11 protein-coding genes are annotated in these 13760 nt (G+C 37.5%); 7 read left to right on the plus strand and 4 right to left on the minus strand.

All coding sequences use genetic code 11. From position 1 onward, the window contains the following. Positions 1-550: 550 nt before the first annotated feature. Both Q360_RS26915 and Q360_RS0101760 read right to left on the minus strand, forming a co-directional pair. Complete coding sequence (locus Q360_RS26915; protein WP_262493193.1) at positions 551-673, minus strand: hypothetical protein; 123 nt, start codon at positions 671-673, stop codon at positions 551-553. Positions 674-786: 113 nt separating this feature from the next. Continuing rightward, positions 787-1113: a YbaB/EbfC family nucleoid-associated protein gene (locus Q360_RS0101760; RefSeq protein WP_027075555.1), complete on the minus strand. Its 327-nt coding sequence runs from the start codon at positions 1111-1113 to the stop codon at positions 787-789. 142 nt (positions 1114-1255) lie between these two features. On the opposite strand from Q360_RS0101760, the gene Q360_RS0101765 reads away from it, so the two are divergent. The 3 genes from Q360_RS0101765 to Q360_RS0101780 all read left to right on the plus strand — a co-directional run bounded on the left by Q360_RS0101765 (position 1256) and on the right by Q360_RS0101780 (position 5813). After that, positions 1256-3313: a S9 family peptidase gene (locus Q360_RS0101765; protein WP_027075556.1), complete on the plus strand. Its 2058-nt coding sequence runs from the start codon at positions 1256-1258 to the stop codon at positions 3311-3313. An 82-nt stretch (positions 3314-3395) separates the two neighbouring features. Beyond that, positions 3396-4436, plus strand: coding sequence for a PLP-dependent cysteine synthase family protein (locus tag Q360_RS0101775; protein WP_027075557.1), 1041 nt, complete (start codon positions 3396-3398; stop codon positions 4434-4436). Between the two features lie 117 nt (positions 4437-4553). Beyond that, on the plus strand, positions 4554-5813 hold the full coding sequence (locus Q360_RS0101780) for an aminotransferase class I/II-fold pyridoxal phosphate-dependent enzyme (RefSeq protein WP_027075558.1): 1260 nt from the start codon (positions 4554-4556) through the stop codon (positions 5811-5813). A gap of 113 nt (positions 5814-5926) precedes the next feature. On the opposite strand, the gene Q360_RS0101785 is transcribed toward Q360_RS0101780, so the two are convergent. Beyond that, on the minus strand, positions 5927-7045 hold the full coding sequence (locus Q360_RS0101785; protein WP_027075559.1) for a hypothetical protein: 1119 nt from the start codon (positions 7043-7045) through the stop codon (positions 5927-5929). 82 nt (positions 7046-7127) lie between these two features. Continuing rightward, on the minus strand, positions 7128-8216 hold the full coding sequence (locus Q360_RS0101790; RefSeq protein ID WP_051554519.1) for a transporter: 1089 nt from the start codon (positions 8214-8216) through the stop codon (positions 7128-7130). Positions 8217-8303: 87 nt separating this feature from the next. Between Q360_RS0101790 and Q360_RS0101795 the strand changes: the two genes are divergently transcribed. From Q360_RS0101795 to Q360_RS0101810, 4 genes are read left to right on the plus strand one after another with little or no spacing between them, the layout of a single operon-like run. Further along, positions 8304-8567: a DUF4834 family protein gene (locus tag Q360_RS0101795; RefSeq protein ID WP_027075561.1), complete on the plus strand. Its 264-nt coding sequence runs from the start codon at positions 8304-8306 to the stop codon at positions 8565-8567. A gap of 32 nt (positions 8568-8599) precedes the next feature. After that, a complete protein-coding gene (locus tag Q360_RS0101800) occupies positions 8600-11035 on the plus strand; it encodes a YfhO family protein (RefSeq protein ID WP_027075562.1) in 2436 nt (811 codons plus the stop codon). Further along, positions 11035-12306 (plus strand): glycosyltransferase family 4 protein, encoded by a 1272-nt coding sequence (locus Q360_RS0101805; protein ID WP_027075563.1) that lies wholly within the window; start codon positions 11035-11037, stop codon positions 12304-12306. The genes Q360_RS0101800 and Q360_RS0101805 overlap by 1 nt, the downstream gene beginning before the upstream one ends. Further along, complete coding sequence (locus Q360_RS0101810; RefSeq protein WP_027075564.1) at positions 12306-13760, plus strand: lipopolysaccharide biosynthesis protein; 1455 nt, start codon at positions 12306-12308, stop codon at positions 13758-13760. Before Q360_RS0101805 ends, Q360_RS0101810 begins: the two co-directional genes overlap by 1 nt.

Consider the following 13760-nt stretch of genomic DNA (forward strand, 5'->3'; position numbering starts at 1 on the left):
ACGTACTATTTACCTGAAAACTAAGAGCAAAAAAACACTACGTGCCTTGACCATGTCTGAGGTTTACGTTAGTCCACCGGTTACACTTAACTTAAAACCTGTTGGAGAGAAAGTGATCGTAGTTCTAGAAAAGTCGGGTAAGGCGATAGGGGGCTACGAGTGTGATTAGGTGTTACGTTTATTCAAAAATAATACGCTGTAAATCGAAGAATAGAGCTTAGGTTTGTTACTAATTAATCCCACTAAGGGTCTCTCAAATAAAAAAGGTTTTCCATAAATAAAACGCCTTTTGTTTTAATTGTATTTATTGATGATTTTTAAATGATACCGAACATTACCGTTCATAGCATACTCGGAATATTCATCAAGTGATTCTCCATTGCCGTTCCATACTTAAAGTAGGGAACATACTCCTTTTTTATTATGTTGTGCCACAACCTCCTTATTATGCTTCATTGAATGCGCTTGTATCGAACAAATCATTCTTTAGCAGCATACAAGGCAGGCACCAATTACTACCTATAAAATATATCAAGATATTCTTATCCTGTTATTTTACAAGTTTCTTTACAGCTTCAAGATTGTATTGCCAATCGTTTTTAGAAAATATATCGCTGCTCGCTTGTGCAGATAGTAGCAAGGGAAGTACGAAGAGTAAGAATAACTTTTTCATCTACGTAAAATTTACTGGATACCTGTTTTTCAAGTATTGATGTCGGTTATAATTGTCCATGTTTTAGTCAAATACCCATTATGGGCTTTCATTAAGCTAAATTTCAGTCCACCTTATTTAAACAATGAATCCATACCCGGAATATTGGGCATCCCTTCTTTAGCAACCGCGGCAAGTTCAGCTTCATTAACTGATGTCGCATTCTGTATCGCTTTATTTAATGTTTCAATTAGAAAACCCTCCAATTGTTTTTTGTCTTCAAGTAAGGTATCCGAAATATTAATTTTTTTAATCTCGCGGTTAGCGGTAATCGATATTTCTATGCCTCCATCTTTAGATATTTCATTTATATGAACGGCATCCAACCTTTTTTTGGTTGCTTCTACTTTCTTTTGGGTCTCTTTAAGTTTGCCCATCATTCCCATCATATCTCCGAACATACGTTGTCGTTTTTAAGTGTTTATTGTGTAAAAGTACTAAATACGTTGTAGTACACAGCGCTATTAAATCGAGATTAGTGTCAAGCTTACAATGGAATAAGTATTATTTTTGCAGCTATTAAAAAATTCAAAGTAGAACTAAATGGCCAAGAATATTCCTCCAATTGCAAAAAAAATAGCTAAGGAATTAGTAACCCATGGAGATGTTAGGGTTGATAATTATTATTGGTTGAATGATAGGGAAGACGATGAGGTACTTTCATATCTGAACAAGGAAAACGCATATTATGGAGCATTAACTGCGCATACAAAAACGTTTCAAGCAGAACTCTTTAAAGAAATGAAAGCACGAATTAAAGAGGATGATTCCTCTGTTCCTTACAAATCTAACGGATACTGGTATAAAACGCGATATGAAATAGGAATGGAGTATCCTGTATATTCCAGATGTAAGGAAACGTTAGTGGCTTTTGAGGAAACTATTTTTGATGGAAATGAAATGGCCAAAGGACATGATTATTTTAAGCTAGGAGGAATAGCTGTAAGTCCTGATAATGAAATAGCAGCGTATGGTGTGGACACAGTTTCTAGACGGCAGTATACCTTACGTATCAAAAACTTGAAATCTGGTTACGTTTACGAGGAGGAAATTGAGAATACCACTGGCGGTGGGGTTTGGGCCAATGATAATAAAACACTATTTTACACAAAAAAAGACCCGGTTACGCTTAGGTCTGATAAAATTTATAGACATGTTTTAGGAACGTCGTCAGCCGAGGATGTTTTGGTCTTTGCAGAAAAGGACGATACGTTCAGCACCTTTGTGTATCGAACCAAATCAAAAAAATATTTAGTTATTGGCTCCTTTAGCACCTTAACCTCTGAGTTTCAAATATTATCAACGGATGACCCAACGGGTAAGTTTAAGATTTTTTCTCCGAGACAACGAGGACTAGAATATACCATTTTCCATTATGAAAACGGGTTTTATGTTTTAACGAATAAGGACGGCGCTACCAATTTTAAACTGATGAAAGTGGGCGAGGAGGAAACTGGCTCCGATTATTGGCAGGAGTTTATTCCCCACAGGGATTCCGTTTTATTAGAGGATATCGACATTTTTAAGGAATATTATGTGCTATCCGAGCGTGAAAATGGATTGAACAGCATAAAAATCGTCAAGTGGGACAGTACCTTATCCTATTTTTTACCCTTTAAAAGCGAGACATATACCGCCTATGTAGATACGAATCCTGATTTTGATACAGAAGTTCTTCGATACGGTTATAATTCGCTCATAACCCCTAGTTCAGTTATAGATTTTAATATGCGTACCAAGGGTCAAGAGATATTGAAGGAGCAAGAAGTATTGGGTGACCAATTCAAAAAGGAAAATTATACCGAAGAGCGTTTGTGGGCAACCGCCAGAGACGGTGCTAAGATTCCTATATCATTAGTGTACCATAAGAGTACTGTTTTAAATGCCGATACGCCTTTGTTGCAATATGCATATGGTTCTTACGGTGCTACTATTGATCCTTATTTTTCAACTGTTCGTTTGAGTTTATTAGATCGAGGTTTTGTGTACGCCATAGCACATATTCGTGGTGGTGAATATTTAGGAAGACCATGGTACGAAGACGGTAAGCTGTTAAACAAAAAAAACACATTCACCGATTTTATCGATTGCTCCAAGTTTCTGATAGCACAGAAGTTGACCAGCTGCAAACATTTATACGCAAGTGGTGGTTCGGCAGGAGGATTGTTAATGGGAGCTATTGTAAATATGGAGCCCTTGTTATACAACGGTATTATTGCAGCAGTGCCGTTTGTAGATGTTGTTACTACCATGTTAGATGATTCTATTCCCTTAACTACCGGCGAATATGACGAATGGGGAAATCCAAATGAAGTACTTTATTATAAGTACATGAAGTCTTATTCTCCCTACGATAATGTGGTGGCGCAACCCTATCCTAATATGTTGGTCACTACAGGCTTACACGATTCCCAAGTACAATATTTTGAACCTGCCAAATGGGTTTCCAAACTTCGGGATATGAAAACTAATGACACCTTGCTTTTGCTGGATATCAACATGGAAGCAGGTCATGGTGGGGCTTCAGGAAGGTTTGAGGCATTAAGGGAGGTTGCGAAAGAGTTTGCTTTTCTGTTAGATTTAGAAGGGAAAATCTTATAGTTGAAAAAAAATAGTAGCTTTGCACCGGAAGTTTTAGCACGCAAAATGATTACTTGGAACAATAAACACAAGGATTTCCCTTATGAAAAATAAGATAAAGGCTTACAACAATATCTTGGAACTGATAGGAAATACACCATTGGTTAAATTAAACAGAGTAACGAAAGGTTTTACTGGTAATTTTTACGCAAAGGTAGAGGCATTTAACCCTGGACATTCTGCTAAAGATCGTATCGCCATCCATATTATAGAAGAAGCGGAACGAAAAGGTATTTTAACAGAAGGTAGTACTATCATAGAGACGACCTCTGGGAATACCGGATTTAGCATTGCGATGGCGAGTATTATAAAAGGATACGACTGTATTTTGGCCGTGAGTTCAAAATCATCAAAGGATAAGATAGATATTCTGCGTTCCATGGGTGCAAAGGTATATGTTTGTCCAGCCCATGTAAGTGCAGATGATCCACGATCTTATTATGAGGTTGCTAAACGGTTACACAAAGAAACCAAAGGGTCTATCTATATCAACCAATATTTTAATCAACTGAATATAGAGGCACACTACAAGTCTACCGGACCTGAAATCTGGGATCAGACTGGTGGTCAGATTACACATTTAGTCGCTTGCAGTGGAACTGGGGGAACTATTTCTGGAACGGCACGTTTTTTAAAGGAGCAAAATCCAAATATCAAAGTTATTGGTGTCGATGCTTTTGGCTCGGCATTAAAAAAATACCACGAAACAGGAAAGTTAGATGAAAAAGAAATATATCCTTACAGAATAGAAGGTCTAGGAAAAAACTTGATTCCAGGGGCTACGGATTTTAATATCATTGACGAGTATATAAAAGTTACCGATAGTGAAAGCGCCCATACGGCTAGGGAGGTCTCTAGAACTGAAGGGATGTTCGTTGGTTATACCAGTGGTGCTGCAATGCAAGCCCTAAAACAGTTGAACGAAAGAAAGGAATTTGACGTAAACAGTAATGTGGTTGTTATATTTCCGGATCATGGGTCAAGATATATGAGTAAGATATATAGTGATCAGTGGATGGAAGATCAAGGGTTCATGGAAACTAATGCCGTTACCGAAACACAGGAAATACAGTATGTAAAGTAATAGACAAGGAAATCAATTAAAAAAGTGGGCGTTTTGTCCACTTTTTTTGTTCCTACAATTAAGTTATGAATCCTTCTTAAAAATATTTACTTTTGTAATAAGAACAAAAACTAGGCAATGAGAGATTTATTTGATAGAATTTTAGAAAATAAAGGCCCCTTAGGTAAATGGGCTTCACAAGCAGAAGGGTATTTTGTTTTCCCAAAATTGGAAGGTCCTATTTCTAACAGAATGATGTTTCAGGGAAAAGAAGTTATTACCTGGAGTATAAATGACTACTTAGGTCTTGCAAATTTACCTGAAGTTAAAAAGGTAGATGGCGACACAGCAGCTGAGTATGGCTCAGCATACCCTATGGGAGCTAGGATGATGAGCGGCCATACAGAATTTCATGAGCAGTTGGAGCAGGAGTGTGCCGAATTCGTAAACAAAGAATCGTCTTATTTATTGAATTTCGGGTATCAAGGTATTATGTCTACAATAGACGCCTTGGTATCCAAGGATGATATTATTGTATACGATGTAGACTGCCATGCCTGTATTATTGACGGTGTTCGTTTGCACATGGGTAAGCGTTTTACATTCAAGCACAACGATATAGAAAGTTTGGAATTGAACTTAGAGCGAGCTGTGAAAATGGCAGACCAAACAGGTGGTGGTATTTTAGTGATTTCCGAAGGCGTTTTTGGAATGCGTGGACAGCAAGGGAAACTAAAAGAGATTGTTGCGCTCAAGAAAAAGTATAATTTCAGATTTTTGGTAGATGATGCTCATGGTTTTGGAACCTTAGGGGAATCTGGTGCTGGAGCAGGGGAGGAACAGGGCATACAGGATGATATTGACGTTTATTTTGCAACTTTTGCTAAATCAATGGCCAGTATCGGTGCATTTGTAGCTGCTGATAAAGAAATCATCGATTACTTAAAATATAACCTACGATCGCAAATGTTTGCGAAGTCCTTACCTATGGTTTACGTAAAAGGAGCACTTAAACGCTTAGATATGTTACGTACACAGCCAGAGCTTAAGGCAAAGCTTTGGGAGAACGTAAATGCCTTACAAAACGGACTTAAAGAAAAAGGATTTGATATCGGTACGACTACAAGTTGCGTAACCCCGGTATATTTAAACGGAAGTATACCAGAAGCGATGGCATTGGTAAGGGATTTGCGCGAGAATTATGGTATTTTCTGTTCAATTGTTGTGTATCCTGTAATACCAAAAGGATTGATATTGCTACGTATGATTCCTACAGCAACCCATACTATGGAAGACATTAGGGAAACCTTGGTGGCCTTTTCGGGAATTAGGGAGCGATTAGAAAATGGCACGTATAAACGACTTTCTGCTGCTGTCGCTGCAGCAATGGGGGAGTAGTTAAATAATAAAACTTTAAAAAAGCCTAATCAACAGTTTGTTGATTAGGCTTTTTTTTGATTTTAAACGAGAGGTTAAATAGCATGGTGTTTTGAAATAAAAACCAAGTAGTGTTATAAATTCTTCCTGTAGGTTCGTCTCCTTTTGTAAATAACAGGGTCAAAGTTTTTCCATAGCTTATGAATAGCCGTATTATCTGCCAGTTCAGGCGTGCGATAACACATTTCTATTTTTTTTTCCCGGAAAGTTTTACTGTATTCATTAAAAAGGATAGCGGTAACCCCCTTATTGTGGTAGTTAGGATGAACGCCAATAAGATAAAAAATAACGTCTTTGCTGTGTTTTCTAGCCTTTAAAAAATGGAAAATTCCGAAAGGGAATAATTTTCCATTAGCTTTTTGTAGCGCTTTGGAAAAAGAGGGCATTACAATCGCAAAGGCAACCAAGGTATCTTCTTGGTCTACGACGAACTTTATGTACTCAGGATTTATAAAGCTGATGTATTTCTTTTTAAAATACGCTTTTTGAATATCTGTAATGGGTACAAATGAGGAAAGTGAAACGTAGGATTCATTAAAGAGGTCAAACATCCTATCGGCCCATGGCATTACGTCCTTTGTTTTTGTAAAGTTTAAGGGCCTAAGTTTGTATCTTTTTTTTATGAGTTCCTGAGCACGGGAAAAAAATTTTGGATCAGCATTTTTTTCAGGAAACTTATTCTCTAAATATTCTTTTTCAGTTGCAAAACCAAACTGCTCTAGATGATCTTTGTAATATGGATGATTATACCAGGTTATCATTGTGCCAATATGGTCAAAACCTTCTACTAGCACGCCTACTTTGTCCAAATTGGAAAAACCTACTGGGCCTTCCATATATGCTAAGTTATTTTTTGAGCCAATCTCCGCAACCTTTTCTAGTAAGGCTTTGGATACGTTTTCATCATCTATGAAATCGAACCAACCAAAGCGCATTTTTTTTACGTTCTGTTGATTTGTTTCTAAATGATTGATGATGGCTGCAACTCTTCCTACTATTTTATTGTCTTTGTAGGCCAAGAAAAATTGAGCATCTGCATCTTCGAAAACCGGATTTTTGGATTTGTCAAAAGTTTCTATTTCATCTTTTATAATAGGCGGTACCCAATAGGCATTGTCCTTGTAAAGAGAAAATGGAAATGTTACGAATTTTTTAAGATTCTTTGGCGTGGTAGCCTCTATGATTGAAATCATCTATTAGCTTTATAACTACCAATATTAGGAATATATATTAGTATTTAAAAGAATAAAAGTGAGAGTATGATAGATGTGAGTCCTAAAACTCTATTTCTCCATTAACCTCTTTTTTCTTCTTTTGTGCTTTTTTGAGTTTGCGTAGCTGTTTTTTAGATGGGCCAAGATTTACATCCTCTGCTCCACTGCCTTTTCTTTCTCCTTTTTTCTTTTTCTCCTTCTTCATAGCGTCCTTTTTAATCTCCCCGCCATTTTCGTCTGCCGCTTGGTCTTCAATAGGTACTAACGTGTCTTTGTGAAAATCAAACCGGTAGGAACCGCCCATACTTATAAAAACACGAGAAGGTGTATTTTTGAAACTGGCACCTAGGTTCATATCTACCTGAAGTCTTTCATTCATTAGGTAGGCAATACCACTTCGCAGCAGTACATCTGAATAACGGTCGCTTTGTATTCCTTGATGCTCTGCAAAAACACTCCATTTTGGGTTTTTAAAGGCATGGGAGATGGAGATAAGATAGCTAAGTTCAGGAAACTCGGTGCCAATTCTGTCGTAAGCGGTATTAGTAATCAAGACCATTCTTGGGGTCAATCTACTTTGTGTAGCAATCATGGCGCGTGGAGAAATCTGTGCTTCGCCTGGATACCATGGATTGTCTCCTAATATAAAATTTGCTCCCGCATAAACAGATACTGCTGGCAAAAGATTCTTTAATTGAAATTTGTTATTTGCCCGCCAACTGTATAGGTTAGGCTTGTTTCGTTCTGGATTTTTAAATGGATCGTAAACTAAAAATTTTAGTCCAAGCCTGTTCCTTTGAAAATTTGTTCGGGTTTCGCTGATATCAAAATTATCGAATAGGATGTCTTGGTTTTGGAAGGTGCCTTCATAATTTAGCTCTAAGGTTTCAAAAAGGAGTCCATAACGCAAGGAAATATCGCTTCCCCAAATATCTGATTGTGTATTCAAAAGCCCATGGTCTTGCTGCTCATAAAAAAGACCCATTTCTAGTTGAACTACGTTTTTACCAACAGCGTATGCGCTTACGGAAAGTCCTGGGCGGTTAGAATTTATAACATCGGTATATTGTCCTGATACGGATAGTGCTGCCAGAAAAAGCAGTAACGAAAACTTTCCTGTAATTCTTTTGATATAAGCGGGAATTCCCATGAATACGACTTTATAATTATTTTAATACTTTACAATCTAGTATTACAACGTGATAATTGTATTTTTGATATATAAGTATTTAATTAAATGGCTTTTTTAAAAATAATTTTATTTATCCTTTTAGGATATTATCTGCTGAAACTGTTGGCAAAACTTTTTGTACCTAAAATCATCCATTACGCAGCAAAGAAAACTGAATCGCATTTTAGACAGGCGTTTGAAGGTTTTGAGCAACAGCAAAGACCACAAGGGGAGCAGGCAGGTGATGTAGCTAAGAATAAAAAATCTACGAAACGCAAAATGGATAGTGAAAAAGTAGGCGAGTATATAGACTTTGAAGAAATAGACTAGTTATCTTTGAGTAACCAACGACCTCCTAGCAAATGAAGAAAGGATTAAGATTCTTTTTTACCCACTTTTTTGTAACCGTATTTTTTATCGTAGTTGCACTGGCTTATTTCCACCCTGTACTACAGGGAAAAGTGATTTATCAGCACGATATTGCCCAATATACGGGCATGGCAAAGGAACAAAATGATTTCCGCAAGCAGAACGATACAGAACCCTATTGGACCAATAGTGCATTTGGGGGAATGCCAACCTACCAGTTAGGTGCCAATTATCCCCATAATTATGTTAAACAATTAGATCGGTTAATACGGACATTGCCTAGGCCGGCAGACTATCTATTTCTATACTTTTTAGGGTTTTATATACTACTGTGTTGTTTAAAAGTAAATTATAAACTCGCCGTAGTTGGAGCGCTAGCTTTTGGTTTTTCTACCTATTTAATTATTATTCTTGGCGCAGGACACAATGCTAAAGCACATGCTTTGGGGTATCTACCTATGGTTTTAGGTGGAATTGTGCTGGTCTTTAGGAAAAAATATATTTGGGGATTTCTACTTACGGCACTCGCTATGGCACTGGAAATTGTAGCCAACCATTACCAAATGACGTATTATTTTATGCTATTGGTTTTGGTCTTAGGTGTTGTGTATTTAATTGATGCTATAAAGAAGAAGGGGTTAAAGCACTATTTCACTTCTGTAGGATTATTATTATTAGCAGTAGGTCTTGGTATTGCGGTCAATGCAACAGGATTGTTAGCTACTAAGGAATATGCAGATTGGAGTACAAGAGGAAAAAGTGAACTGACTATAAACCCTGACGGGTCCATAAAGGAAAACACAGGTGGATTAAGCAAGGAGTATATAACCCAGTGGAGCTATGGTATTTCAGAATCCTTGAATTTATTTGTGCCCAGATTGTTCGGTGGTGCAAGTCAGGAAAATTTAGGGGAAGATTCCAAATCATTTAATTATTTGGTAGATAAGGGCTTGCCAAAGTCAAGCGCTTTGGATTTTGTTTCAAGTGTCCCGCTTTATTGGGGGCAACAGCCTATAACCTCGGGTCCAGCTTATATTGGCGCAGTAGTATTCTTTTTGTTTATTCTAGGTCTTTTCTTGGTGCGTGGCAAGCATAGGTGGTGGTTGTTCTTTGGGTCGTTGCTTTCCTTGGTATTGTCTTGGGGAAAGAACTTTAGTATCCTTACGTATTTTATGATTGATTATTTTCCGCTCTATGATAAATTCAGGGCCGTATCATCAATACAGATAGTATTAGAATTGTGTGTCCCCATATTAGCCATTCTGGCCCTCAAGAAAATAGTATCTTCCAAGGTTGATGTCAAGGATAAACTTGGGGGTGTAAAGATAGCTGCCGGAGTTGTTCTTGGATTAGGCGCTTTATTATTTTTGTTTAAGGGAATGTTTGATTTTATAGGCCCTGCCGATGACCGCTTGCGCATGACAGGTTTAGAAGAATTACCAGAAATGCTGCGGTTGGATAGAAAAGCAGTGTATACGAGTGACTTGTTACGTTCTTTAGGTTACGTAGTGGTTACAGCAGTTTTACTTTGGTTTTTTATAAAAGAAAAATTAAAGGTTAACTTGCTAATTGTAGCTGTTGGGGCATTAATCGTATTCGACTTGGTAGGTGTAAACCTTAGGTATGTTAATGCCGATAGTTTTGTTTCCAAACGAAAAATGTTACAGCCCTTTAAAGCTACGGCAGCTGATAAAGTGATATTAAATGATGAGGGTGTTTTCCGTGTTTTTGACCAGACAGATGGTTTTGATTCTGCAAAAACAGCCTACTTTCATAAGAGTATCACGGGATATCATGCCGCCAAGCCTGCAGGAATGCAAGACTTGTTCGATTATCATGTATACAACGGAAACCTATCCGTCTTTAACATGCTTAATGTAAAATACGTGGTACGGCAAGATGAGGAAGGAACTAGCTTTCCTGTAGAAAATCCTAATGCGAATGGGAATGCGTGGTTTGTTAAGCAACTCAAACAAGTAAACTCTGCTGATGAAGAAATACGCGCCTTAGATAGTTTAAGGACGGGTTATACGGCAGTAGTAAATTCAACAGTATTCAAAAATATCAATAGGTTTGATTATCAGGTAGATTCTACGGCTTCTATTTCACTTGTGGACTATTCTCCGAATCATCTTACCTATGAATCACAGAACCCAAATACTGGAGTAGCCGTATTCTCGGAAATGTATTATGCGAATGGCTGGAATGCTTACATTGATGGTAAACCTCTAAATCATTTTAAGGTAAACTATGTGCTACGAGCTTTGAAGATTCCTGAAGGAAATCATAGGGTAGAATTTAAGTTTGAGCCCAAAGTAGTGCAGCTAGGTAGCCAGATAAGTTTGGCAAGTACGATGCTATTGGGGCTTATTTTACTAGGAGGTATAGGCTTCTCTTTTTGGAAAGCTAGAAAGGAGGAAACCGATTAATGAAGAAGGTGCTTGTTATCACTTACTATTGGCCACCTGCGGGCGGTCCTGGAGTACAACGTTGGTTGAAGTTCGTAAAGTACCTTAGGGATTTTGATATTGAACCTGTAGTGTATGTACCCGAAAATCCACAATATCCCATGACGGACGCCTCGTTTCTAAGCGAAGTTCCAAAGGATATTACCACATACAAGCAGCCTATTTTTGAGCCGTATCGCTTTGCTAGTTTCCTTTCCAGAAAAAAAACCAAGCGTATGAGTTCAGGAATTATTCAGGCAACAAATCAGTCCCTAACCGAGATGTTACTATTATGGATTCGTGGTAATTTCTTTATTCCGGATGCACGGAAATATTGGGTTAGACCATCTGTTGAATACCTGCATGATATTTTACAAAAAGAAAAAATTGACACCATTATTACTACAGGTCCTCCGCACAGCGTACATCTAATTGGTCACTTTTTAAAGCAGCACAACAAAGTACAATGGATTGCCGATTTTAGGGATCCATGGACATCTATCGGTTATCATAAGAAATTAAAATTAACCTTCCTTGCTAAAAACAAGCATAAGGAGTTAGAGCAATTGGTATTGACTAACGCCGATAAGCTCATAGTTACCAGTGAGACTACTAAGAAGGAGTTCCGGAAGATAAGTAGCAAACCTATAAAAGTTATTACCAATGGCTATGATCAGGAAAAGCCTGAACAAGCGGAATTGGATAAAAAGTTTACTATTTCCCACATAGGTTCCATGCTAAGTGGCAGAAATCCAGAGAACCTCTGGCAAGTACTAGTAGAATTAATACATGAGAACGCCACTTTTGAAGATGCACTGAGGATACAGTTTATAGGAGTTCTTAGCAAGGATATTCTGGGTCGTTTAAAAGCGTATGGTTTAGAAGGATATTTGGATGTAATAGGTTATGTAAATCACGATGAAGCCATTGCCTATCAACAAAAATCTCAAGTCTTGCTTTTAGCCGAAATCGACTCATCCGAAACCAAGGGAATAATTCCTGGTAAGTTGTTTGAATACATGGCATCTGGTAGGCCTATTTTAGGTGTTGGACCAAAAGATTGGGAAGTGGCAACTATGGTAGCACGCACCAAAACGGGTGCTATATTTGAATATACTTCGCATGCTGATCTTAAAAATGTACTTTTAAACTGGTTTCAGCAATATGAAAGACAAGATTTAAAAGTGTCTTCCATGCATGTTGAAAACTATAGTAGGCGTGAACTAACACGACAATTAGCGGAATACATCTAATGGGTATTGTATTTAAACAGTCTTTAAATAACACCATAGTTACCTACATTGGTTTTGCTATAGGTGCTGTGAATACCTTGTTTTTATATACGAATTTTATGCAGGCAGACCATTACGGTCTGGTGCAAGTAGTCCTATCAATAGCTGCGGTTTTAATGCCTCTTCTTGCGTTTGGAGTGCCTAATACCTTGGTTAAGTTTTACAGCAGTTTTAGGTCGGATAAGGACCAAGAAGGTTTTTTAACCATGATGCTATTGCTGCCTTTACTTTTGATACTGCCCGTTGCACTGCTCAGTTATATTTCCAATGAAGCAATTGGAACCTTATTATCCCGCAAGAATCCTATAGTACGGGATTATGTTTGGCATATCTTTTTGGCTGGTATGGCCATGGCCTATTTTGAAGTGTTTTATGCATGGGCGCGGATTCGTATGAAGTCCGTTTTTGGTAATTTTTTAAAAGAGGTTTTCTGTAGGTTGGGTCAATCCGTTTTATTGGTCTTGTTATATTTTGATTATATAGGGATTGAAGATTTTATAAATGCCTTGATAGGTTTTTACCTATTGCGGATGCTCATCATGAAATTATATGCATACACGCTTAGAATGCCAAAAGTGCAGTTTTCCTTTCCTGATAATTGGTGGGATATCGTCAAATATAGTGCGCTTATTATCTTAGGGGGTTCTACCGCTATTGTGCTGATGGAGGTCGATAAGGTCATGCTTAATAATTTTTTGGAATTGAAAAATATCGCCTACTACTCGGTAGCTGGTTTCATTGCATCTACTATAGCAGTACCATCAAGGGCGATGCACCAGATTACCTATCCGATGACCGCCGAGTATTTGAACAGAAATGATACGGTCTCGCTTAAACAATTATATCAAAAAAGCTCCTTAACCTTGTTTATCGTTGCTGGTCTCTTGTTTTTGCTGATTATTATAAACCTAGAAGATTTATACCAGCTTTTACCCGAAGAGTATACAGGTGGATTTATGATTGTATTTTGGATTGGGCTTGCCAAGGTATACGATGCGCTATTAGGGAATAATAATTCCATACTTTACAACTCTGATTACTATCGCTCCATTCTCTTTTTGGGCGTTTTACTGGCCGCACTGGCTGTTGGGTTTAATCTATGGTTGATTCCTGCGTACGGTATCAAAGGAGCTGCAATTGCTAGTTTTTCTGCATTTTTCATTTATAATTCTCTTAAATTATATTACGTAAAATCTAAGTTTTATATTTCTCCATTTACGTCGGAAACTCTTAAAGTACTCGCCTTATTGTTAATCGTTGGCGTGCTATTCTACAGCTTTCAATTTGAATTTCATCCGATTGTCAATATACTCTTAAAAAGCTTTTTGATTACCGTAATGTATGTAGGCATACTTTACCGATTCAAAATTTCTGAAGATGTATACGGTGTACTTTCCAAGTTCTTAAAGAAATAA

It is taken from the genome of Maribacter antarcticus DSM 21422, assembly GCF_000621125.1.
In the GTDB taxonomy this organism is placed as follows: domain Bacteria; phylum Bacteroidota; class Bacteroidia; order Flavobacteriales; family Flavobacteriaceae; genus Maribacter; species Maribacter antarcticus.

What these genes read in the sequence shown, in the direction of transcription:
- Q360_RS0101765 (WP_027075556.1), top strand. Translation starts at nt 1,256, where the DNA reads ATGGCCAAGAATATTCCTCCAATTGCAAAAAAAATAGCTAAGGAATTA.
- Q360_RS0101795 (WP_027075561.1), top strand. Translation starts at nt 8,304, where the DNA reads ATGGCTTTTTTAAAAATAATTTTATTTATCCTTTTAGGATATTATCTG.
- Q360_RS0101810 (WP_027075564.1), top strand. Translation starts at nt 12,306, where the DNA reads ATGGGTATTGTATTTAAACAGTCTTTAAATAACACCATAGTTACCTAC.
- Q360_RS0101785 (WP_027075559.1), bottom strand. Translation starts at nt 7,045, where the DNA reads ATGATTTCAATCATAGAGGCTACCACGCCAAAGAATCTTAAAAAATTC.
- Q360_RS0101775 (WP_027075557.1), top strand. Translation starts at nt 3,396, where the DNA reads ATGAAAAATAAGATAAAGGCTTACAACAATATCTTGGAACTGATAGGA.
- Q360_RS0101805 (WP_027075563.1), top strand. Translation starts at nt 11,035, where the DNA reads ATGAAGAAGGTGCTTGTTATCACTTACTATTGGCCACCTGCGGGCGGT.
- Q360_RS0101790 (WP_051554519.1), bottom strand. Translation starts at nt 8,216, where the DNA reads ATGGGAATTCCCGCTTATATCAAAAGAATTACAGGAAAGTTTTCGTTA.
- Q360_RS26915 (WP_262493193.1), bottom strand. Translation starts at nt 673, where the DNA reads ATGAAAAAGTTATTCTTACTCTTCGTACTTCCCTTGCTACTATCTGCA.
- Q360_RS0101800 (WP_027075562.1), top strand. Translation starts at nt 8,600, where the DNA reads ATGAAGAAAGGATTAAGATTCTTTTTTACCCACTTTTTTGTAACCGTA.
- Q360_RS0101760 (WP_027075555.1), bottom strand. Translation starts at nt 1,113, where the DNA reads ATGTTCGGAGATATGATGGGAATGATGGGCAAACTTAAAGAGACCCAA.
- Q360_RS0101780 (WP_027075558.1), top strand. Translation starts at nt 4,554, where the DNA reads ATGAGAGATTTATTTGATAGAATTTTAGAAAATAAAGGCCCCTTAGGT.